The sequence below is a fragment of the Pseudomonas sp. Irchel 3E19 genome, from assembly GCF_900187585.1.
GTDB classification, from domain to species: domain Bacteria; phylum Pseudomonadota; class Gammaproteobacteria; order Pseudomonadales; family Pseudomonadaceae; genus Aquipseudomonas; species Aquipseudomonas baetica.
On record NZ_FYDT01000033.1, the window covers coordinates 1 to 23260 of the forward strand.

A 23260-nucleotide genomic window follows, 5' to 3' on the forward strand; every position below is an offset into this window, starting at 1 on the left:
TGGAACCACCTGATCCCATCCCGAACTCAGCAGTGAAACGATGCATCGCCGATGGTAGTGTGGGGTTTCCCCATGTGAGAGTAGGTCATCGTCAAGATTAAATTCCGAAACCCCAATTGCGAAAGCAATTGGGGTTTTGTTTTTAGTAGAAGTTCCCATTTTTGCTGGCACGTTACCGTGTTGACGAGTCAGCTACAGAATTTCTTGACGACCATAGAGCGTTGGAACCACCTGATCCCATCCCGAACTCAGAAGTGAAACGATGCATCGCCGATGGTAGTGTGGGGTTTCCCCATGTGAGAGTAGGTCATCGTCAAGATTGAATTCCGAGACCCCTGTCTGCTAACGCAGACAGGGGTTTTCTCGTTTCAGGGCCCACAGAATTAAACGGCTCCGCGAGCTTTGCTGCTGTGCGAGCCTGCCACTTGCGCCTCCAGATGTAGACGCCAGCCCCCAACAATCAAAACACTGCCCAGTTGTATGCCTGTTGATAACTCAGATGCGTCACCCCAACGCTTCAGTGGGTTTACGCACTCGAGCTTCATAGACGCTCGGGTAGCAACAACAACCAGAGCCACAATCCCCCTGAACGGTGCACACCACCGCCTAAATGAAGGCCATCGAGCGCCGCGCTGTCGAACCTATAGTCAGCCCACAGCGAGCTCATATGGCCATCTGTAGGCGCCAACGGGTTGCCCGGGCTGTCTGCAACCAGTTCGGGTGAGCGACTCGGAGTAGCTGACGTAAGGCGCCAAACCGCTATTGAATAGATCGGCGTGGCCAGTGAGTTTGGTACGACGACGGTGGTTGATTTCAGTGCCTTCAGGACGCGCGGCTTCAGCGATGCGGTTTTCGTCAGAGGTCTCGACCCAGTCCTGGCGCGGGCCCAGCGATAAGCGCCATTTGTCTATCTCGATCACGTCTTGCAGATAAACCCCGGTCTACTCCGGGCGACGCAGATAGTTCGTCTCGCCGTATATGTCGATCGCCGAATCGCCATCACCGGGTTGAACACGTTGATCGGCCCAAGGCCTCCGCTGCTCCAGACGCGCGCAGCGAGGTATTCAGCCAGCCGTGATGGCTATTTAGAGCGCCCTATGTTGCGAGCTCAGGTGAGGGCATGAACGCGATGGCCCTAACGTCACAAATGAAAATTAGCCGCTTTTTTATCAAGGGCTTGAGTTTTTGCAACGACCACTCGAATAGCGTTCAATAAAACGTTGCTTCGAGCGCTCTGGCACGCCGTTCGGCGGGAATTTGGCGTAAATACCATCCATTTCCTACACAGCCCTAAGATTTCTCCGATTCGTGCCGACAGACTAGTGAGACATGCGTGCACCAAAGTAGAGCGGCCATCAGAAAGCTGCCTGCCAGCTATTGGATATTTGGAGCTACATGGAATGTTGCATCCCCAACGCATCCCCACTTTTGCATAAGAAGTCCCATGAAATGAATCTCAAGTTCAGCCATAAAATCCTGTTGGCCGCCTCGGGCGTCGTGGTCCTGGCTTTCGCTTTGTTCACCCTCTACAACGACTATCTGCAGCGAAATACCATTCGCCAGAACCTTCAGTCCTCCGTGCAACAGGCCGGTGATCTGACCGCCAGCAGCGTGCAGAACTGGATGAGCGGGCGGATTCTGGTGCTGGAAAACCTCGCGCAGAACGTTGCTCATCAGGGCAAAGACGCCGATTTCCCGGGCCTGGTTGATCAGCCGGCGTTCACCTCGAACTTCCAGTTCACCTATGTCGGCCAGGCCAACGGTGTGTTCACCCAGCGCCCGGACGCAAAGATGCCGGACAGTTATGACCCGCGTCAGCGTCCTTGGTACAAGCAAGCAGTCACCGCCGACAAGACGATGCTAACCCCGCCTTACATGGCCGCCGTCGGCGGTCTGGTGGTGACCATCGCGATGCCGGTGAAGAAGAATGGCGAACTGCTCGGCGTCGTTGGCGGTGACCTGAGCCTGGAAACACTGGTGAAGATCATCAACTCGGTGGACTTCGGTGGCCTCGGTCATGCGTTCCTGGTCAGCGGGGACGGTCAGGTGATCGTCAGCCCGGACAAAGATCAGGTGATGAAGAACCTGAAGGACATTTATCCGAACTCCAGCGTACGTATCGAGAAGGGCAACCAGAACGTGGTGCTCAATGGTCAGGAACGCATCCTGTCGTTCACCCCGGTCACCGGTCTGCCGAATGCCGAGTGGTACATCGGTCTGTCGATTGACCGCGACAAAGCCTACGCCGCACTGAGCCAATTCCGTACCTCGGCGTTGATCGCGATGTTCGTGGCGGTGGGGGCCATTGCCGTATTCCTTAGCCTGTTGATCACCGTACTGATGCGTCCACTGATCACGATGGGCCGTGCAATGCAGGACATCGCTCAGGGCGAAGGCGATCTGACCCGCCGCCTGGTGGTTGAGAGCAAGGACGAGTTCGGTGAATTGGGCAGTTCGTTTAACCAGTTCGTTGAACGGATTCACGCGTCGATTTCCGAAGTGTCGTCGGCGACCCGTCACGTACACGACCTGTCGCAACGCGTCATGGCTTCCTCGAACGCCTCGATTGTCGGTTCCGATGAGCAAAGCGCACGGACCAACAGCGTGGCCGCTGCAATCAACGAATTGGGCGCTGCCACGCAGGAAATCGCCCGCAACGCCGCCGATGCTTCGCAACACGCCAGCGGCGCGAGCGAGCAGGCCGATGACGGTCGCCAAGTGGTTGAGCAAACCATTCTGGCGATGACCGAGTTGTCGCAGAAGATCAGCCTGTCGTGCACCCAGATCGAAACCCTGAATGCCAGCACCGACAACATCGGCCACATCCTCGATGTGATCAAAGGCATCTCGCAGCAGACCAATCTGTTGGCGCTCAACGCGGCCATCGAGGCGGCGCGTGCCGGTGAAGCCGGGCGTGGTTTTGCGGTGGTGGCGGACGAGGTGCGTAACCTCGCCCACCGTACCCAGGAATCGGCGGAAGAGATCCACAAGATGATCACTTCGTTGCAGGTTGGTTCGCGTGAAGCGGTGAGCACTATGAACGCCAGTCAGGCGTCCAGCGAGCAGAGTGTTGAAGTAGCGAACCAGGCCGGTTTGCGTCTGGTCAGCGTGACCCAGCGCATCGGCGAAATCGACGGTATGAACCAATCGGTGGCTGCGGCCACTGAAGAGCAGACGGCGGTGGTGGAAACCCTCAACGTTGACGTTAACCAGATCAACCTGTTGAACCAGCAGAGCGTCGCCAACCTCAACGAGACGTTGAAGGATTGTGATGCGTTGTCGCAGCAGGCCAATCGCCTGAAGCAGTTGGTCGACAGTTTCAAAATCTGACCGCGTTATCGTTCTTCGCGGGCAAGCTCGCTCCCACAAGTTTTTGGGCGCACACAATAGTTGTGTACGACCAAGATCCTGTGGGAGCGGGCTTGCTCGCGAAAGCGGTAGCTCAGCCAACGCTGAGCTCAGGCCCTAAACAAACAGCTTAAAAACATTCCCCATCGCATCATCGGCAAACCCCTGCACAAAATCCTTGAACCCAGGCAACGCCTCGGCCCCCCCGCTGGCAGGCTCGGCAATGATCGTCCAGGTCGCCCGCGACTTGCCTTCCCCCAGCGACTCCACATTCATCGCCGCCCACAGATTGGCCACACCTAACGTGTTGTAGATCGTTGTCCAGGTCATGCTCCGCGCCTGTTCATCGCGGGAGTTGAGTTGTTCAACCACCACATTGCCGTCCTTGAAGAATTTCTTGCGCAGCGAGGACACGCCCTCACCGGTCATTTCGATGTGCGACAGTGCCGGAATGAATTGGTCGAAACCGCCAAAGTTGCCGACCACCGCCCAGACTTGCGCGGCGTCCGTTGGCACTTCTACCGAAGACACGACGTGGCAGCCGTGCGGGTTTTTGATCAGGGTGTCGGGTTGCAGAGTGCTCATGGTGTTGCTCCTTTGTGATGAACTAGATGAAGTTGATTTCTTTCAGGTAATCGCAGCCGCGACGTAGCAGCGCCGAGGATTTTTCCGGGTAATGCGCACCCATCTGTTGCACGCCGGCCTCGGCGTTGGCGTGGCCGATCAGGGATATGTCGCCGATGTCTTCCTCGAAGCCGTTGAGGTAGAAGCCGAGCACGCCGAACAGCGCGTTGTTGGCGTCGACTCGCCCCAGTTGTTGCTGCCAGTCGGTAACGCTGACCAGCGCGAATTCGCTACCGGTTTCGCGGAACGAGGCGACGTAGGCATCCCAACTCAGTGGCTCGGGGTTGTGCAGGTTGAACACCGCGCGTTGCGCCGAATAACGGCTGGCGTGAAAGGCAATGAAGCGGGCGAGAAAATCCACCGGCATCAGGTCGAAATTCAGCGCGAAGGCCGGCACCTGTCCTAGCTGGATCGAGCCTTTGAGCATCAGCATCAAGCGGTTTTTATGCGGTTGGCAGACGCCGCTCAGGCTGTTGAAACTGATGTTGCCGGGCCGATACAGATTGACCCGCACCCCGAGCGTGCGAGCTCGTTCGAGGATGCGTTCGCCCACCCACTTCGACAGGTTGTAGCCATTGCGGATGTAGATCGGAGGTGTCGGCGCGGCGGGTAATTCCAGCACCCGGCCCTCAGCGTCAACGGTGCTTGAAGCCGACAGTGTCGAGACGAAATTGAAGACTTTTTTGCTGCGCCCTTCACACAAGCGCAACAGCTCGAAAATCGGTTCGACGTTGTCCGCCGCCAGCGACTCGTAATCGAGTACGTGATTGACGTTGGCGGCGTTGTGCACGAGTGCGCCGAACTCGTGATCAAGCCTCTGGTAATCCGCGTCGGTCAAACCCAATTGCGGCCGGGAAATATCCGCCGAGTAAACCCGCACCCGACTCAGATCCAGATGTTCGAGGCGGTTCTCGCGCAATGCCTGCGCAAAGCGCTGCGCCGCCGTTTGCCCGCCACCGTCGCGCACCAGACACGCCACTTCGCTGGCACCCCAACCGAGTAGCGCCTCGACGATGTGCACACCGACAAAACTGTTGGCGCCGGTGACGATGACTTTGTGCACATCGCCCATACGGCTGATTGGCAGCGGCTCGATATCCAGCGCGCGCTTGGCATCGGCCATGGCCTGGGCGCTGAGCACGGTGCTGTCGTCGGTGCCGCGTACCAGCGTGGCGAGTTTGATGATCGTCGGCAGTTCGATGAAGCGATTGATCGAGATGCTGCGACCGAACTCTTCACGCAGTCGCAACAGCATGCGCGACAGCAAAATCGAGTGACCACCGAGATTGAAGAAGCTTTCGTCGGTGGAAATGTCGCTGGTTGGCAGCTCCAGCAACTCCGCCCAGATCTCCAGCAGCAACGCCTCATCGGCATTCGCCGGCAGGCATTTCGGGCCGCTGTCCTGCACGCTCACTGGCAGTGCCAGCAAGGCTTTACGGTCGACTTTGCCGTTGCTGGCGAAGGGCATACCCGACAGTTCAGTCCATGCCACCGGCTGCATGTAGTCCGGCAAAAACTGCTGGGCGTGGGCCTTCAAGGCATCTCGAGCATCATCCGATTGCGGCTGGGCGAGAAACGCCAGAATTCGCCGCTGACTGTCGATCACCACGGCGATTTGCCGGTACAACTGACTCTCGCGCAGGCAGCGTTCGATCTCTTCCGGCTCGACCCGGAAACCGCGGATCTTCACCTGATTGTCCCGCCGTCCGCACAGCTCGATGCCGTGCTCACCCCATTTGGCCATGTCGCCACTGCGGTAGGCGCGCAACGTAGTACCGTCCGGCAGTTGCAGGGTCAGATAGCGCTCGGCAGTCTGCTGCGGATTGTTCAGATAACCGAGGCAGACGCCGGGGCCAACGATGAACAATTCACCGACGGTTTGCTCCTCTACGGGTTGCAGATTGTCATCGAGAATCAGCACCTGACTGTTGGCGATCGGTGCGCCGAGGCTGCGATTACTGTCACCGGGTTTGAGCTGCCGGGCGGTGATCAGCACCGTGGCTTCGGTGGGGCCGTAGAGGTTGTGCAGTTTGCCCTGACGCGTGAGTTGCTCGATGACGAATGGCTCGCAGACATCACCGCCGGTCATCACGTGTTGCACGCCTTGCAGTTGCTCCAGCGGCAGGATGCTCAACAGTGCTGGCGGCAGGAAGGCGTGGGTCAGTTGCCGGCGGCGGATCAGTGCGACCAGTTGCAGCGGATCGCGCCGTTGCGTGTCGTCGGGCACCACCAGTTCGGCGCCTTCGAGCAGGGTCGGGAAGATGTCTATCAGCGACGAGTCGAAACTCAGCGAAGAGAACTGCAACACCCGACTCTCGGCCTCCAGTTGCGTGTAGTCGGCGTACCACGCAGTGAAGTGTGCAAGGTTGGCCTGACTGAGCAGCACACCCTTCGGGTGTCCGGTGGTGCCCGAGGTGTAGAGCGCCATGCACGGTGCGTCGAGTTCGGGACGTTGGCGCATCAGCGGTTGCGAGAGGTCGGCGTCGAGGCTGTCGATACGGCTGACATCCAGCCCCGGCATCATCTCGCTCAGTGGATGCTCACCGTCATGCAACAACAGCAAGGCGCCGGCGTTCTCCAGGATGTATTGCTGGCGCTGCAACGGATGGCTCGGCTCCAGCGGCAAGTACACCGCGCCGCTGCCGAGGATCGCCAGAATCGAGGCGAACAGCGCGGGGCTTTTCGGCAGGCAAATGCCCACCACCCAAGGCCGCGGATGCTGCTCGAGCAGAGGCTGCAAGCGCTGTTGAATCGCCCGGCTGTGGACGTGCAACTGGCGATAGCTGATCGACTCCTCGGCGAGGTGCAACGCGGGTCGCTCGCCGTGTTGGATCAGGCTCTGTTGCAAGCGCTCGATGAGCGGGATCTGCGCCTGTTGCAGCAAGGCCGGACGCCCTGTGGCGTTGAGGCGGTGGGCGTAGGCCAGAGTGTCGAGAAACAGCAGGTTTTCCATCCGTTCAAAATCCGGCGCGGTCACCGAAGCGACCTGCTGAAAATATTCAGCGTCGCGGGAGAAGCGGCTGACCAGCAACGATACTTCGTCCACCACGTGCGCCAGCACCCTCTGCCGCAGTGTCTGACCGTTGCCCGACGGCTCATCGCCAATTGGCACGCGGCTGATCAGTGACGAGCCGAGGAAGCACAGCAAATCGAGTGTCGGCAAACCTGCAAGGCTTTGCGCACCGACCCCCAGGCGCAGATGCAAGTGTGGGATGAGGCAGAAATCGCCAGCGGCAATGAAGCCATCGTCGATGATCAAATTCATCGTTGATGTTGCAGCGCCACTTCGCGCCAGTGAATGACCGTGTTGTTCGAGTTCCTGCGCCAGGTCGGTCATGGCCTGGCTGGCCCCAATCAGCAAAATGTCGAGACGTCTCATGCCGGCCTCCTCAAACCAGATAATTGCGCAGGGCGTGCTGCACGCACGGTGTGTCGAGCAGCGAACTGTTGTGGAAAAACTTGATGATGTTGCCCACCAGCGGATGGTGGCGGTTGATCGGGAAGGCCAGTCCGGCGACTTCGTCACGGAGTGAACGGCGCGTCGCTTCACTCACCGGCAGGGCGTCGATCAGGCGCAGGTCGAAGGTTTTCTGGATGTCGTTGGTCAGGTAATGGCCTATGAACACCGGGAGGATCTGCGCAATGGTTTCGCGATCCGCATCGTTTGCGGTGTGCCAATAGATGCGCACCATTCGCGCCCAGAAACTCGAGTGGCGGCCCTCGTCGAGCAGGTGGTCGGCCATCAGCCCCTTGATCGATGGCTTGACCGTATCGTCCCGGGCGAACGCCGCGACGTCGCCGGTCACGGTGTTTTCGGCGATGGCCACGCAGATCAGCTCCACCGCGCTGCGCAGGTGCTCCGGTGCCAGTGCGACGGCAACGGGAATCGCCCGGCTCAACTCGATTTCATCGGGCAACTCGATCGGCGCTATGCCGGTCATGGCCACCGTCTGCTGCATGAAATCCATCGCCACCAGCGCGTGGTAGTCCTCGTCGACTACCACGGTCATCGCGTCGTAACGGCAAGCGAACGGGAAGGTCACGGCGAAGCGGTTCTTGGCGATGCTGCGTGCGGTCTTGTCGACGATTTCGGTCTCGAAAATCACCACGTCGTTGATGAACTTGTACAGCGTCTGCACGAGGGCGAAATCACGCTGCTCGGGGCACTCGCGCAGGAAGGTTTCGCTGAGCACCAAGGGTTGGCGGCTGAGCGGATAGATCAGGCGCTCGTCGTTTTCCAGCACACGGCGCGGGCGAGTGCGGATAGTCGCGCGGCTTTCCCAGGCATCGGCGAACGATTGATAGTCGGCGGCGTTCATTGGGCCACCTCCGCCAAGGGTTCGCGCATGCTCATGCGCAGGCCGTCCCACAGGGCGATGCGGCTTTCGACGGCGGCGATGGCACTGGCGTAGACCTCGGCCTCACGCTGTGTGTCGCCATCGACCAGGCGCTCAAGCAGTTGCTCTGCCGCCGGGCCGTGATCTTCGGAGTCGACTTCGATGTGCCGCTCCAGGTAGTAGCGCAAGGTCGGTGCCTGTTCGATGCCGATGCCCCAGTCGTCCAGAATGCGCTGGAACATGGTCGGGATCACGCTCTCGCGACCATGCAGGAACGCGGCGGCCACGCTGTGTGCCGGTGCATGCAACGCCGTGCGCAGGGTGTCGCGGACAAACTGCGCGGCGGCTGGGTCGACCTCGACGCTTTGCAGTGCGACTTCGTAACTCACGCCTTCGTGTTGCAGTGCAACGAAGCGTTCGACGGCCGCGGTGCTCGCACCGACTTCGCGCATCGCATCCAGATACAGCTCGAAATGGCTGTAATGACCATTGCTCAAGCGGTCGTCGGATTCCTCACCGAGGACGATTTCGTTGATCAGGCGTGCGGCATGCGGATCGCGCGGTGGCAGCCAGGGTAGACGAGTGCAGGTCAGTTCCTGTTGCAGGCGTTTGGTCAGCGACATGAAATCCCAGACGGCAAATACGTGGGTTTCCATGAAACGGCGCAAGACGGTCATTGAATCGATTTCGGCAAAGATCGGGTGAGCGCTGAGTTCAGCTTTTTTCAGGGCGAGTTGGTGCTTTGTTTGAGACATGATGGGGCCTTTATCCTTGATATGAAATGGGAGTGTTTTTTCAACTTCGTTATCAATGGAACAGCGGCTTGTTATTCTTTTCCAGGCGAGCGGCAGCCTCATGACAATCAATGAAGTTGCGCTGGTGTATAGGTAGAACAGCACAGTAATCGGGCAATGCACCGCCACGGTTATAGTCGTGCGTTCAGCTTGTGCCCTTCTGGAATGGGATGTTCAAGCTCGGCGGAGAAAAGCTAATGCATCGCCAAACAACTTAACAAGTATATTTTTTATTATTTCCGGTTGTCGGTTTTTCAAGTGTGAGAGTTGCCGATAAAACTATTTGATTAAGTTTTATTGGGGCGAAGTTGCTCCTTTCAGTCAATAAAGACCAAAATCGAATAAACAGAGTGAATGCCTCACTCGAAGCAACTTTTTAATGAAGAGATTGAAAGTGATTGAGGGGATGAAAGTGGGCCCGGAACGATGCCGATTCTTTCCTTTTCCCGTGACAAGGCTCCTTCCGTAGGTTCCTGTTGCGGGGACTGCGCCGGCGGTGCGGTGCGTCGCCCGTTCTTTATTGGGTTGGCTGCTCAAGAGTGAGGGTAAATGGCCGTGACGGCTATTACCGATTCGTCACTTCGAGGGTGCAACTTTCGGGCTGATCGGCGCAGGGAGGTTAGAGCGAAGATGTGGATATGCCAGCGGATTCGTGGCGCAGGGATGGGGGATTTGTAAGCGGGTTATTCGCCGGGCGGGCGCGGTGGCCAGCCCGGCGGGCAGGGATTAGTGTGCGGCTTTGCGGTTTTGCCCGGCAGGGCTTTCGAGGTAGCGGGTGATGACGTCGACACCGCGGTTGAGGTGCTGTTTGAGCAGCGTGATCGCGAGTTCGATATCACGGTCGACCACCGCTTGCAGCATGGCGCGGTGGTCGTCCTGGGATAGTTTGCCCAGGCCCATGGCTTCGAGGTTGAAGCGCAGGAAGCGTTCCTCTTCGTTGAGACCGTCTTCGACCAGACGCAGCAGACGCTGGTTGGGCGCCTTGCCATACAGCGCCATGTGGAACAGGCGGTTGAGCCGGCCGATTTCCGTGTAGTCGCGTTGAGCCTCGAGCTCTTCGATGAAGCTGACTGCCTGCGCATGATCGGCAGCGGTCAGCAACGGAATGGACTGGCGCATGGCTTCGGCTTCGAGCAGGATCCGCAACTCATAGGTTTCCGTGGCATCGCCTTGAATCAGTGGCGCAACCACAGCGCCTTTGTGCGTGGTCACAGTCAGCAGTTCCTGCGCCTCGAGTTGGCGCAAGGCTTCGCGCACAGGCATGCGGCTGACACCGAAAAGATCGGCCAGATCCTGCTGGCGCAGGGCGGTTCCGCAAGGCAAACGACCATCAACGATAGCGGCGCGCAGGGTTTCTTCAATGATTGACCGAGCCAAGTGTGCGGGAATTGGCCCATCGACTTTGATGCTTTGCAGCGGCTTGGGCTTCTGTGTCACGACTACGCACCCTGTATGTCGGCGGAATTTGGATCCAAATTACACTAGTGATTGCAGTACAGCTTGTCAAACCGTGTAACGGTTCAGTGGCTTTTATCAGTTTAGCGCGGTCGCGATGATCTCATGGTGCCATTGTTTTTTAACGGGCTAAGCTTCACCATCGAACGCTTTCCTTCCTGCCTCCTGGAAACCTGCTGTGGCGGTACGTTTCGCGATCCCCCGGACTCTGCGCTGGCTAGGCTGCGCACTGCTGCTGGCCGGCGTCATGCTGGGCGGTCTGCATGCCGATTGGGATTTTTCCGCGATCAGCCGCAAAGCTACAGCACTTTACGGCCCGCTGGGCGCCGGGCAGCAACGGATCGACGCATGGCAAAATCTGCTGGCCACGCAAAAACAGGTCAGCGAGATGGAAAAGCTCAAAGTGGTGAACCTGTTTTTCAACAAACAGGTGCGCTACGTCGAGGATATCGACCTGTGGCGCGAGGTCGACTATTGGGAAACACCGATCGAAGCACTGTGGAAGGGCGCCGGCGACTGCGAGGATTATGCGATCGCCAAATATTTCAGCCTGCGCCATCTCGGGGTTTCCAGTGACAAGCTGCGCATCACCTACGTCAAGGCCCTGCGCCAGAACCGCGCACACATGGTGCTGACGTACTATTCCACCCCTGATGCGATGCCGCTGGTGCTCGACAGCCTGATCGATCCGATTCAGCCTGCGTCCCAGCGAACCGATTTGCTGCCGGTCTACTCTTTCAATGCTGAAGGCCTGTATTTGCCGGGGGCCAAGGGCAACAAAAAGGTCGGTGACACCAAACGCCTGTCGCGCTGGCAGGATGTGTTGAAAAAAATGCAGGCCGAAGGTTTTCCGGTCGAGACGACTAACTAGGAGCATGCGCTCAGATGTCTTTGTTCAAACAGCTGTTGCTCGCTATCTGTCTGTTCCTGGTGGTCGCCTTTACCGGCAGCTTCATGGTCAGTCTGGAGAGCTCGCGTACCCAGTACGTCAACCAGTTGCGCTCCCACGCCCAGGACGCCGCCACGGCGCTGGCGTTGTCGCTGACGCCGAATATCGACGACCCGGCAATGGTCGAGTTGCTGGTCAGCTCGATTTTCGACAGCGGCTATTACGCGAGCATCCGCGTGGTGGATCTGAAAACTGAACAGACCATCGTCGAGCGCAGCGGCATTCCGGCCGTCACCAATGTGCCGGACTGGTTCGTCAACCTGATCGGCCTCGAGCCTGCCGGTGGCGATGCGTTGGTCAGCCGTGGCTGGGAGCAGGCGGCGCGGGTCGAGGTGGTCAGCCATCCGATGTTTGCCGTGGCCAAGCTGTGGCAGAGCGCATTGGGCAGCCTTGGCTGGTTGCTGATCTGCGGCGCACTGAGCGCCGTGCTCGGCGCGCTGCTGCTGCGCCGGCAGTTGAAGCCGCTGGATTACATGGTCAAGCAATCCCACGCCATCGCCCGCCGTGAATTCCTCAGCCTGCCGGAGCTGCCGCGCACGCCTGAATTGCGCCGCGTGGTGCTGGCGATGAACCAGATGGTCGAGAAGCTCAAGGCGCTGTTTCAGGAGCAGGCCGAGCGCAGTGAAAAACTGCGCACCGAGTCCTATCAGGACAACCTCACCGGTTTGGCCAACCGGCGCTATTTCGAAATGCAGCTGCACAATCGGGTGAGCAATCCGGAGCAAGCCAGTTCCGGTTACCTGCTGCTGTTGCGGGTCAAGGATCTGGCCGGGCTCAACCAACGTCTGGGCGGTCAGCGCACCGATGAACTGTTAAAAGCGGTCGGCGAGCAGTTGTCGCGTGAATGCGCCAAATACCCGGAAACCCAGAACCTTGTTACCCGTATTCGCGGCGGCGAATTCGCCGTGCTGGCGCCGGGGCTGGTGCGTGAGGAAGCGCTGCAACTGGCGCAGAACCTCGACGCCGCCCTGAGCAGCTTGCACGCCACGGGCGCAACCGATGTACCGGCCGTGGCCTCCATCGGCCTGGCGCCATTCGCTCACGGCGACTCGCCGCAAGCGGTGCTGACGCTCGGCGATCAGGCGCTGGCGCAGGCCGAGGGGCAGGGCGAGCAGAACTGGGCGTGCATCGATCAAAGCCTGACGGCGGACGTGGGTGACGATCACCACGCCTGGCATCGCTTGCTCGATCAGGCCTTGAGTCAGCAGCGTTTTGAGCTCTATTTCCAACCGGTGGTGGCCGCTCAGGACACGCAACTGGTGCTGCATTACAAGGTGCTGTCACGCTTGCTCGACGAACAGGGCCAGACTATTCCTGCCGGGCGTTTCCTGCCGTGGCTGGAGCGTTTCGGCTGGACCGCACGGCTGGATCGGCTGATGCTCGAGCGCGTACTCGAGCAGATGAAAGAGCATGAGGATTCGCTGGCGCTGAACCTGTCTTCGGCGACCCTGGCCGATTCCCAGGCGTTGAACAAAGTGTTCGAGATTCTGCGGGCGCATTCCAACCTCGGCGAACGCTTGACCCTGGAGATCGGCGAAGAGCAACTGCCAGAGCAAGCAGTGCTGGAGCAGTTGACCCGACGTCTGCGTGAGCTTGGTTTCTCGCTCAGCCTGCAACGTTTTGGTGGGCGCTTCAGCATGATCGGCAACCTGGCACGGCTGGGTCTGGCTTACTTGAAGATTGATGGCAGCTACATTCGGGCGATTGATCAGGAGAGCGACAAGCGCCTGTTCATCGAGGCGATTCAGCGTGCGGCACACAGCATTGATCTGCCGCTGATTGCCGAGCGGGTGGAAACGGAAGGGGAGTTGTCGGTGATTCGCGAGATGGGATTGTATGGGGTTCAGGGGCAGTTGTTCGGTGAGCCCAAGCCCTGGCAGTAGTCTTTTAGTGCGATGGCGTCAGTGATGCCGCCTTCGCGAGCAGGCTCGCTCCCACATTTGAAATGCATACCAGTGTGGGAGCGAGCCTGCTCGCGAAAGGGTCAGTGCAGTCACCAAGGGTCCAGGGTCAGATCAAGCCGCCTTCATCTTCATCAATGAGCTGACTCAACCCACCCAGCGCCTCACGCGCCTGGGTCCGGTCCATCAACTTGGCCTGCGCCGCCGGCGGCAGGTCGGTGACGCGGATCACGCCTTTCTGGGTCAGCACCTGAATCAGGTCGTCGAGTACCCGAATCATTTCAAAGTCGCTCTGTTTGAGCTGTTTGAGGCTGTTTTCCACGGCTTCGTTGGCGTACCACGCCTGGATTTCATGGTGGTCGGCCGGCAGCGTTTCCGTGGCCTCGGCGTAGGCTGCAGCTTCCACGCGAATCAACTGGCCTTGCGCATCGCGTTGCACGTAAAACATTGAGCATCCCTCAGAAAGAACCAGCGTCATGCTGTCAGCAGCATAGCCAACTGCGCGCAAGTATGCGGTGCGCCGACGAAATCGTCACCGCTTCGCCGGGCGCAAACGTGACGGCCGCCCATAAGGGCGGCCGTTGTTCACGCATCAGCTGTTGTTGTGGTCGACTTTGATGGTCGGGTCGCTGCCGGCAATCAGGTTGTGGATGTTGGCGCTCGACCAGTTGTTGCCTTCCAGTTTGATCGTCACGTCCGGTGTCGCGGCGGCAGCATCGCCCGAGTTGAACTTGCCGCCCGAGCTGACTTGCAGCGACGACACGCCGTCGACCGTGCTGATCTTCAGGAAGTTGTCGATGGTACTGCCGGTCTCGCCCTGCAACAGATCACGCAGGTCGATACGATCACCCTGGCTGGCGTTGAAGTCCTTGATCACGTCAGTGCCGGTGTCACCCGATTTCCAGACGAAGGTGTCGGCACCGGAACCACCGATCAGGATGTCGTTGCCCTGACCGCCGATCAGCGTGTCGTTGCCGGTGCCGCCGAGCAGGATGTCATTGCCTTTACCGCCATCGAGCAGGTCATTGCCGCCCGAGCCGAAGAGGATGTCATTGCCCGCGCCACCCAACAGCGTGTCGTTGCCGTCATGCGTGCCGGACACATCGAACGCCTGATAGTGCTCGGTGACGTACTGGTGCACATTGCTGGTGGTGACTTTGCTGACGTCGACGCCGGTTTCCTTGGCCACAAACGCCTGCATCGCCTGATAACCCTCGCCGGCAATGCCGTTGAAGCTCACCAGATCGCCGAACAGGATGTCGTTGCCATCACCACCGCTGACGGTGTCGCTACCCGGCATCGTCGCTTCGGTGTGGCCGATGATGGAGTTGGCCAGATCCTTCGGATCGATGTTGGTCTGTGGCGTCTTGTCCGAATCGTACGGTTTCAGGTCGTTGAGACTGACGCCGCTGTTGAGGCCGATGGCTTCGACGTTCGACAGGTTGCTGAGCAACGAGAAGCTGCTGCTGGAGTTGGCAGTGGTGTACCAGTCGGTGCTGCTACCGGAGCCCGCCAGGCTGGAGAACTCGTAGGTGCCGTCGCCCTGGGCGTGCAGCGTGCCGAAGTTCTGGTACGACCAGTTGCCGCCCGATTTGCTCCAGACCGTCACAGAGCCGTTCGCGCTGATATCGATCTGGTGCGTGCTGTCCGGATACAGGCTGACGGCTGTCCCCAACGTATAGTTGGTGGTGGTGATCAGACTATCGAGGGTTTTGTTGCCGTACAGGTACGGGTTGGTCGATTCGCCGGTCTGGTAGTAGGTCGGCTGGCCGTCGGTGATGAAGTACGTCAGGTTCTTCGCCCCGGTGTTGGCCACGGCTTCCGCGCTCTGGAAGAAGTTGGCCGTGGTCTTGAACACGTCTTCATAGTTGGTGCCGCCGCCGGACGTCATCGAGTCCAGCACTGCTTTGAGTTTGGTCAGGGCGTTCGGGTCGTTGAGGTTCACCGACACCGACTGTTTGACCTGGGCATCGAAGTCCACCAGGAAGATGTTCACCGTGCCCGAGTTGCTGCCGCCCAGGCTCTGCTTGAGGGTGTTGAACACCGAGGTCAGCGAGTCCTTGGCCGCGTTGAGCGACGAGGTGCTCATACTGCCGGAGCTGTCGACCATGAACGCGATGTTGTAGTTGGTGCCCGGCACCACGGTCAGGCCGCCGATGTCGGCAACAATGATGTCGTTGCCATCGGTGCCGATCACGGTGTCATCACCGGAGGTGGCGACGGAGGCGGTATAGACCGCTGGCACTACGGTGACCGGAATGGTCGCGGTGCTGCTCGCCGAACCGCCCACGGCTTCAGTCGAAGTCGAGGTCACGGTCAGGTTGAACTGGCCGTTGTAGTAGGTCGGCGGGGTCACGGTCAGGCTGCCGAGGTTCCAGCCGGTGACGTTGGCTTCGCCGTTGCTCGCAGTGACGGTGAAGCTGTGGCCTGCGCCGTCGCTCAGCACCGAGCCGACCGGCGCGCCGCTGATCTTCACGCTCAGGGTTTCCGAACCGTCGGTGTCGGTCAGTGCAGTGGAGACTGCCGACAGTTTCACCGTGGTGCCTTCGGCGCCCGTGTTGAGCTTGTAGCCGTCGTAATAGCCTTCGCCGTTGCTGCCGTGCAGATCGGAGACGGTCACGCCGGCATTCACCAGATCGGTCACGCCGGTGTAGATCGGCACGCCGGTGCTGCTCAGGTCGATCGGCGTGCTGCCGTTGACCGACAGGTTGACGTCGTAGCTGCCCGGGCCGCTCTGGTTGTGGTGGTAGATGTCCAGGGTGTAGTAGCCGCTGGTGGTCGGTGTGAACGATCCATTGATCGCGCCGCCCGCGCCCCAGGTACCCGACGCCACGCTCTTGCCGCCGATGGTGATCAACAGACTGTCATCGGCGACGCCGCTGAAGGCGTAGGTCTTGCCGGCTTCCAGATAGATCAGGCCCGACGTTTTCGAGGCGGTACCGGCGGTCACGCTGCCGTCCGACTGCACGTTGTTCACGGTCCCGCTGGAGTTCGGTGTGCCGGCGCCGTCGATGACGTTTTTCAGCGTGGTCGAATCCGCGCCGTTGCCGTTGGTGCCCAGACCCGACAGACCGGTCCAGACTTCCTTGATCAACCCGGTGGACTTCACGCTGTTGTCGGCCACGCTCACCGTCGGGGCATCCGCCACTGGGGTGATGTCGATCTTCACGGTGCCGGTGTTGCCCAGCAGTTGGCCGTCGGTTGGCTGGAACTTGATCTGCGCGTAGTCAGCCTGATTGTTGCCCAGGCCGGTGCCACCGTAACCGTTGACGCCCGACTCGTTGGCATCCGGCATGAAGCGCAGTTTGCCGGCGTCGATATCAGCCTTGCTGAAGGTCTGATTGTTGGCGACGTCTTTCCAGGTCGAGCCGTCCAGGTACTGCAGTTTGCCTTCGCCCGGCAGTTGGGTGATTTTCACCCCGAGGCTGCTGGCCGGGCTGTCGACATCCGTTACACCGAAGGTCGACCAGCCGAGGATCAGCGGAGTGTCTTCGGTGCCGGTGACGTTGACCGGTGCAGCGACTGGCGCATCGTTGACTGCCACCACGTTGACCGTGGTGGTCGCGGTGTTGGAGTAGTTGCCGCCATCGGTCACGGTCACGGTGATGATCCGCGGCACAGTGCTCGGGTCTTCACTGCTGTTGGTGAAGCTGATGTTCTTGATGGCCTGCATGTAGTCGGCCAGCGTCGCGTTGCCCGACAGAGTCAGAGTCACGGTGCCGTTGGTGCTGTTGGCATTGATGGTGATGCCGTTGACGCTGTTGCCCAGGTTCAGCGCATCGCCGTCCTGACGGTTGGTCAGTACCACGGTGGCGCCGGTGAGCATGGTGCTGTCCGGGTCGGTGATTTTGATATCGGTGTCGGCAATCGACACGCCCGCGCCCGGGGTATTTTCGGTGAAGGTCACCTTGTAGTCGGCACCGGTCGCACCGCTGGAGTTGTTGGCATCCAGGTCGATGACCGGCGGCGCATCGTTGTCGATGATCGAAGTACTGACGCTGCCATTGGTGCTGCTGACCGCGAGGTTCTCGAAGTTGCCGCCGGTGGCCGAGTCGATCTTGACCACGAAGTTCTCGGTGCCTTCGGTGATCTTGTCATCGAGGGTGGCGACGTTGAACTGCGCGCTGCTGGCGCCTGCCGGGATCTTCACGGTATACACGCCGGTGAAGTCCGAACCGTCGGCGGCGGTGCCGCTGTAGACGATTTTCAGGGTCACTTCGGTTTGCGCCGGGTGGTTCAGGCTGACGGTGTAGCTGGCGGTCTGGCCTTCGGTCACCGAGGTGCTGCCGGTAATGCTGACGGTGGTGGTGTCGATGGTGTCAGTGACGCTGGTCACCGCTGGCGTGTTGTTGGTCACCAGGTTTTCGAAGCCGCCGCCGCTGGTGCCGGTGATGGTGGCCTGCACGGTGCCGGCGTCTTTGTAGACGTCGTCAGCCGGTGCCGGAACAGTCACGGTGCCAGTGGTTTTGCCCGCTTCGATGGTGATGACCGAGCCGTTGCTGAGGGTCACGGTCAACGGCGAGCCCGCGGCGTTGGTCAGCGTCGCGGTGTAGGTGATCTGGCCACCCTCGGCCACGGAGCCGGTCGCCGACAGCGACAGGTTGGTGGTGTCGACAGTGTCGGTCACGTTGGTGCTGACCGGGGTTTTATCGGCCACGAGGTTTTCATAGTTGCCGCCGGTCACGTTAGTGATCGAGTTGGTCAGCAGCGTGTGGCCGGTCAGCGCATCGTTCGGTGCGGTGGTGGTCACGGTGCCGGTGGTTTTTCCGACTTCGATGGTGATGTTCTGACCATTGGCCAAAGCCACGGTGACCGGCGAACCAGTTACTGGCGCGCCCACGGTCGCTGTGTAGGTGACAGTGCCACCCTCAGCCGCAGTACCGGTTGCGGTCAGCTTTACGGTCGTAGTGTCGATGGTATCGGTCACGCTGGTCACGGCCGGAGTCGTGCTTGGTACCAGGTTTTCGAAGCTGCCACCGGTGGCGGTGCTGATCGTGGCCTGAACGGTACCGGCGTCTTTGTAGACATCATCGGCTGGCGCTGCAACGGTCACGGTGCCGGTGGTTTTACCCGCTTCGATGGTGATGACTGCGCCGTTCGACAGGGTCACGGTCACTGGCGAGCCGGCGGCGTTGGTCAGCGTCGCGGTGTAGGTGATCTGGCCACCCTCGGCCACGGTGCCGGTCGCACTGAGCGACAGGTTGGTGGTGTCGACGGTGTCGGTGACGGTGGTCGAAACCGGGGTTTTGTCGGCCACGAGGTTTTCGTAGTTGCCGCCCGTCACGTTGGTGATCGAGTTGGTAATCGGCGCATGACCGGTCAATACGTCGTTCGGTGCGGTGGTAGTCACGGTGCCGGTGGTTTTGCCGACTTCGATGGTGATGTTCTGGCCGTTGGCCAGGGTCACCACGACAGGCGAACCGGTAACCGGCGCGCCGACGGTCGCTGTGTAGGTGACAGTACCACCCTCAGCCGCTGTACCGGTCGCGGTCAGTTTGACGGTGGTGGTGTCGATGGTATCGGTAACGCTGGTCACGGCCGGAGACGTGCTTGGTACCAGGTTTTCGAAGTTACCACCGGTGGCGGTGCTGATCGTGGCCTGAACAGTGCCGGCGTCTTTGTAGACGTCGTCAGCCGGAGCCGGAACAGTCACGGTGCCGGTGGTTTTACCCGCTTCGATGGTGATGACTGCGCCGTTCGACAGAGTAACGGTCACTGGCGAGCCGGCGGCGTTGGTCAGCGTTGCGGTGTAGACAATCGAGCCACCTTCGGCCACGGAGCCGGTCGCGCTCAACGACAGGTTAGTCGTGTCGACGGTGTCGGTAACGTTAGTGCTGACCGGAGTCTTATCCGCAACGAGGTTTTCGTAGTTGCCGCCAGTCACGTTGGTGATCGAGTTGGTAATCGGAGCATGACCGGTCAATACATCGTTCGGCGCAGTGAAGGTCACGGTCCCCGTGGTTTTACCCACTTCGATGGTGATGTTCTGACCGTTGGCCAGGGTCACGGTGACCGGAGAACCGGTGACTGGCGCGCCCACGGTCGCGGTGTAAGTAACGGTGCCACCCTCAACTACCGACTCGGTCGCCGTCAGTTTCACGGTGGTGGTGTCGATGGTGTCCGTGACGTTGGTCACGGCAGGAACAGTGCTCGGCACCAGGTTTTCGAAGTTGCCGCCCGTGGCAGTCGAAATGGTTGCTTCGACCTTGCCAGCGTCTTTGTAAACGTCATCAGCCGGGGCCTGAACGGTCACAGTGCCGGTGGTTTTACCGGCGTCAATGGTGATCACAGCGCCGTTGGACAGCGTCACGGTCACTGGCGAGCCAGCGGCGTTGGTCAGGGTGGCGGTGTAGGTGATCTGGCCACCCTCTGCAACCGAGTTGGTAGCGCTCAACGACAGGTTGGTGGTGTCGACGGTGTCGGTGACGGTGGTCGAAACCGGAGTCTTGTCGGCCACGAGGTTTTCGTAGTTACCGCCAGTCACACCCGTGATCGAGTTGCTGAGCGGCGCCTGACCGGTCAGCGCATCGTTCGGAGCGGTGGTGGTCACGGTGCCGGTGGTTTTGCCGATGTCGATGGTGATCTGCTGACCATTGGCCAAGGTCACTACGACAGGCGAACCGGTGACTGGCGCGCCGACGGTGGCGGTGTAGACGACGTTGCCGCCTTCAGCCGCCGACTCGGTCGCGGTCAGTTTGACCGTGGTGGTGTCGATGGTGTCGGAGACGTTGGTCACCGCTGGAACCGTGCTCGGCACCAGATTTTCGAAGTTGCCACCGGTAGCGTTGGTGATGGTTGCCTGAACGGTGCCGGCGTCTTTGTAGACGTCATCGGCTGGCGCTGCAACGGTCACGGTGCCGGTGGTTTTGCCCGCTTCGATGGTGATCACCGAGCCGTTGCTCAGGGTCACGGTCACTGGCGAGCCAGCGGCGTTGGTCAGCATGGCGGTGTAAACAATCGAGCCACCCTCGGCGACCGAGTTGGTAGCGCTGAGCGACAGGTTAGTGGTGTCGACGGTGTCGGTCACGGTGGTGCTGACCGGGGTCTTGTCGGCCACGAGGTTTTCGTAGTTACCGCCAGTCACACCGGTGATCGAGTTGCTGAGTGGCGCCTGACCTGTCAACGCATCGTTCGGCGCAGTGAAGGTCACGGTGCCGGTGGTTTTGCCCACTTCGATGGTGATGTTCTGGCCGTTGGCCAAGGTCACCACAACAGGTGAGCCAGTGACTGGCGCGCCAACAGTGGCGGTATAAGTCACGGTGCCGCCTTCAGCCACGGAGGTATCGGCGGTCAGTTTGACTGTCGAAGTATCGATGGTGTCGGTGACGTTGGTAACAGCCGGAACAGTGCTCGGCACCAGGTTCTCGAAGTTACCGCCAGTGGCGGTCGAAATGGTCGCTTCGACTTTGCCGGCGTCTTTGTAGACGTCATCCGCCGGAGCCGGGACGGTCACAGTGCCGGTAGTTTTGCCAGCGTCGATGGTAATGACGGCGCCGTTGGACAGGGTCACGGTAACCGGCGAGCCAGCGGCGTTGGTCAGGGTTGCGGTGTAAACAATCGAGCCGCCTTCAGCCACAGTGCCGGTCGCGCTGAGCGACAGATTGGTAGTGTCGACGGTGTCAGTGACGGTGGTCGAAACCGGCGTCTTGTCGGCAACCAGATTCTCGTAGTTGCCGCCGCTCACGTCGGTGATCGAGTTGGTCAACGGTGCGTGTCCGGTCAGCGCATCGTTCGGTGCGGTGAAGGTCACGGTGCCAGTGGTTTTGCCCACTTCGATAGTGATGTTCTGGCCGTTGGCTAGGGTCACGGTGACTGGAGAACCGGTAACCGGCGCGCCAACCGTCGCCGTGTAAGTAACGGTGCCACCCTCGGCCGCCGACTCGGTCGCAGTCAGTTTGACGGTGGTGGTGTCGATGGTATCGGTGACGTTGGTGACGGCCGGAACAGTGCTCGGTACCAGATTCTCGAAGTTGCCACCGGTAGCAGTCGAAATAGTCGCTTCGACTTTACCGGCGTCTTTGTAGACGTCATCGGCAGGTGCTGGAACGGTCACAGTGCCGGTAGTTTTGCCAGCGTCGATGGTAATGACGGCGCCGTTGGACAGGGTCACGGTCACTGGCGAACCAGCCGCGTTGGTCAGGGTTGCGGTGTAAACGATCGAACCGCCTTCAGCCACCGAGTCGGTCGCGGTCAGGTTCAGGTTGGTGGTGTCAATGGTGTCCGACACGGCGGTGTCAGCAGGCTTGCCGTCGACCGCCAGTTTTTCGTAGTTGCCGCCGGTGGCGCCGTCGATGGTCACGCTCAGGGAGCTGCCGCCCGCCAATGGGCTGTTCGGTGCAACGAAATTTACGGTGCCGGTGGTTTCGCCCACGGCGATGGTGATGGTCTGGCCGTTGGACAGGGTCACCACGACTGGCGAGCCGGTCACCGGTGCGGTCACGGTCGCGGTGTAGACCACGGTTTCGCCTTCGGCGACGTTCGCGGTGGCGGTCAGCGACACGGTGGAAGTGTCGATGGTGTCGTTGACTGTGGTCACCGCCGGGGTGTCGCTGGTGACGAGGTTTTCGAAGTTGCCACCGGTCGCGCCTTTGATGGTCGCTTCAACAGTGCCGGCGTCTTTGTAGACGTCGTCCTTCGGTGCATCGACTGTCACGGTGCCGGTGGTTTTGCCTGCATCGATGGTGATGGTCGCGCCGTTGCTCAACGTCACGGTCACCGGCGAGCCGGCAGCGTTGGTCAGGGTCGCGGTGTAGGTGATCTGGCCACCTTCGTTCACTGCACCGGTGGCGCTGAGCGACAGGTTGGTGGTGTCGGTGGTATCGGTCACGGTGGTGCTGACCGGAGTTTTGTCGGCCACGAGGTTTTCGTAGTTGCCGCCGCTGACATCAGTGATCGAGTTGGTAATCGGTGCATGGCCGGTCAACGCATCGTTCGGTGCAGTGGTGGTCACGGTGCCGGTGGATTTACCCACTTCGATGGTGATGTTCTGACCGTTGGCCAGGGTCACCACGACAGGCGAACCGGTCACTGGAGCACCGACGGTCGCGGTGTAGGTGACGGTGCCACCTTCAGCGGTGGACTCGGTGGCGGTCAGTTTGACTGTCGAAGTGTCGATGGTGTCGGTGACGTCGGTCACGGCTGGCGTGGTGCTCGGTACCAGGTTTTCGAAATTGCCGCCCGTGGCAGTCGAAATGGTTGCTTCGACTTTGCCTGCGTCTTTGTAGACGTCATCGGCAGGTGCCGGAACCGTCACGGTACCGGTGGTTTTGCCTGCTTCGATGGTGATGACCGCGCCGTTGCTCAGCGTTACGGTGACTGGCGAGCCTGCCGCATTGGTCAGGGTCGCGGTATAGATGATCGAACCGCCCTCGGCGACCGAATTGGTGGCGCTGAGCGACAGGTTGGTGGTGTCGGTGGTGTCGGTCACCGTGGTGCTGACCGGGGTTTTGTCCGCTACGAGATTTTCGTAATTGCCGCCCGTCACGTTGGTGATCGAGTTGGTGACCGGGGCCTGGCCAACCAATGCATCGTTGGGTGCAGTGAAGGTTACGGTGCCCGTGGTTTTACCGACTTCGATGGTGATGTTCTGGCCGTTGGCCAATGTCACCACAACCGGCGAGCCAGTCACTGGCGCGCCAACAGTGGCGGTATAGGTGACAGTGCCACCTTCGGCTACAGATGTATCGGCGGTCAGTTTGACGGTCGAGGTGTCGATGGTATCGGTGACTTCAGTCACTGCCGGGACCGTGCTCGGCACCAGGTTTTCGAAATTGCCGCCCGTGGCAGTCGAAATGGTTGCTTCGACTTTGCCCGCGTCTTTATAGACGTCATCGGCAGGTGCCGGAACCGTCA

10 protein-coding genes, 2 rRNA genes and 2 pseudogenes are annotated in these 23260 nt (G+C 60.1%); 6 read left to right on the forward strand and 8 right to left on the reverse strand.

All coding sequences use genetic code 11. The features are described from left to right. Positions 1–97, forward strand: a 5S ribosomal RNA gene (gene rrf / locus CKW18_RS19855); the annotation flags it as partial. A 106-nt stretch (positions 98–203) separates the two neighbouring features. Further along, positions 204–319 (forward strand): 5S ribosomal RNA (rrf, locus tag CKW18_RS19860). 255 nt (positions 320–574) lie between these two features. On the opposite strand, the pseudogene CKW18_RS31095 reads toward rrf (CKW18_RS19860), so the two are convergent. Then, positions 575–1045 (reverse strand): annotated as a pseudogene (locus CKW18_RS31095) (TonB-dependent receptor domain-containing protein); the annotation flags it as partial. Between the two features lie 404 nt (positions 1046–1449). On the opposite strand from CKW18_RS31095, the pseudogene CKW18_RS31525 reads away from it, so the two are divergent. Beyond that, positions 1450–2475: pseudogene (locus CKW18_RS31525) on the forward strand (cache domain-containing protein); the annotation flags it as partial. A gap of 69 nt (positions 2476–2544) precedes the next feature. Beyond that, a complete protein-coding gene (locus tag CKW18_RS31530; protein ID WP_371857642.1) occupies positions 2545–3330 on the forward strand; it encodes a methyl-accepting chemotaxis protein in 786 nt (261 codons plus the stop codon). A gap of 135 nt (positions 3331–3465) precedes the next feature. Here CKW18_RS31530 and CKW18_RS19875 read toward each other — a convergent pair whose 3' ends face one another. From CKW18_RS19875 to CKW18_RS19895, 5 genes are all read right to left on the reverse strand, one after another. Then, entirely contained in the window at positions 3466–3933 is a 468-nt protein-coding gene (locus CKW18_RS19875) for an SRPBCC family protein (RefSeq protein WP_095190361.1), read from the reverse strand. A 22-nt stretch (positions 3934–3955) separates the two neighbouring features. Beyond that, entirely contained in the window at positions 3956–7351 is a 3396-nt protein-coding gene (locus tag CKW18_RS19880; protein WP_095190362.1) for an amino acid adenylation domain-containing protein, read from the reverse strand. A 10-nt stretch (positions 7352–7361) separates the two neighbouring features. Next, positions 7362–8291, reverse strand: coding sequence for a diiron oxygenase (locus tag CKW18_RS19885; protein WP_095190363.1), 930 nt, complete (start codon positions 8289–8291; stop codon positions 7362–7364). Further along, positions 8288–9064, reverse strand: coding sequence for a DUF3050 domain-containing protein (locus CKW18_RS19890; RefSeq protein ID WP_095190364.1), 777 nt, complete (start codon positions 9062–9064; stop codon positions 8288–8290). The genes CKW18_RS19885 and CKW18_RS19890 overlap by 4 nt, the downstream gene beginning before the upstream one ends. A gap of 765 nt (positions 9065–9829) precedes the next feature. Further along, positions 9830–10540 carry a GntR family transcriptional regulator gene (locus tag CKW18_RS19895; RefSeq protein WP_095190365.1) on the reverse strand — a complete coding sequence of 237 codons (711 nt, stop codon included), beginning with the start codon at positions 10538–10540 and terminating at the stop codon, positions 9830–9832. 196 nt (positions 10541–10736) lie between these two features. On the opposite strand from CKW18_RS19895, the gene lapG reads away from it, so the two are divergent. Then, positions 10737–11429: a cysteine protease LapG gene (gene lapG, locus CKW18_RS19900; RefSeq protein ID WP_095190366.1), complete on the forward strand. Its 693-nt coding sequence runs from the start codon at positions 10737–10739 to the stop codon at positions 11427–11429. A 14-nt stretch (positions 11430–11443) separates the two neighbouring features. Next, complete coding sequence (gene lapD, locus CKW18_RS19905) at positions 11444–13390, forward strand: cyclic di-GMP receptor LapD (RefSeq protein WP_095190367.1); 1947 nt, start codon at positions 11444–11446, stop codon at positions 13388–13390. A gap of 127 nt (positions 13391–13517) precedes the next feature. On the opposite strand, the gene CKW18_RS19910 is transcribed toward lapD, so the two are convergent. Both CKW18_RS19910 and CKW18_RS31100 read right to left on the reverse strand, forming a co-directional pair. Continuing rightward, entirely contained in the window at positions 13518–13856 is a 339-nt protein-coding gene (locus CKW18_RS19910) for a hypothetical protein (RefSeq protein WP_038369138.1), read from the reverse strand. Positions 13857–14000: 144 nt separating this feature from the next. Beyond that, on the reverse strand, positions 14001–23260 hold a 9260-nt coding region (locus CKW18_RS31100; RefSeq protein ID WP_256587021.1), incomplete at its 5' end, for an immunoglobulin-like domain-containing protein.

What these genes read in the sequence shown, in the direction of transcription:
- CKW18_RS19885 (WP_095190363.1), bottom strand. Translation starts at nt 8,291, where the DNA reads ATGAACGCCGCCGACTATCAATCGTTCGCCGATGCCTGGGAAAGCCGC.
- CKW18_RS31530 (WP_371857642.1), top strand. Translation starts at nt 2,545, where the DNA reads ATGGCTTCCTCGAACGCCTCGATTGTCGGTTCCGATGAGCAAAGCGCA.
- lapD (WP_095190367.1), top strand. Translation starts at nt 11,444, where the DNA reads ATGTCTTTGTTCAAACAGCTGTTGCTCGCTATCTGTCTGTTCCTGGTG.
- CKW18_RS19875 (WP_095190361.1), bottom strand. Translation starts at nt 3,933, where the DNA reads ATGAGCACTCTGCAACCCGACACCCTGATCAAAAACCCGCACGGCTGC.
- CKW18_RS19880 (WP_095190362.1), bottom strand. Translation starts at nt 7,351, where the DNA reads ATGAGACGTCTCGACATTTTGCTGATTGGGGCCAGCCAGGCCATGACC.
- CKW18_RS19890 (WP_095190364.1), bottom strand. Translation starts at nt 9,064, where the DNA reads ATGTCTCAAACAAAGCACCAACTCGCCCTGAAAAAAGCTGAACTCAGC.
- CKW18_RS19910 (WP_038369138.1), bottom strand. Translation starts at nt 13,856, where the DNA reads ATGTTTTACGTGCAACGCGATGCGCAAGGCCAGTTGATTCGCGTGGAA.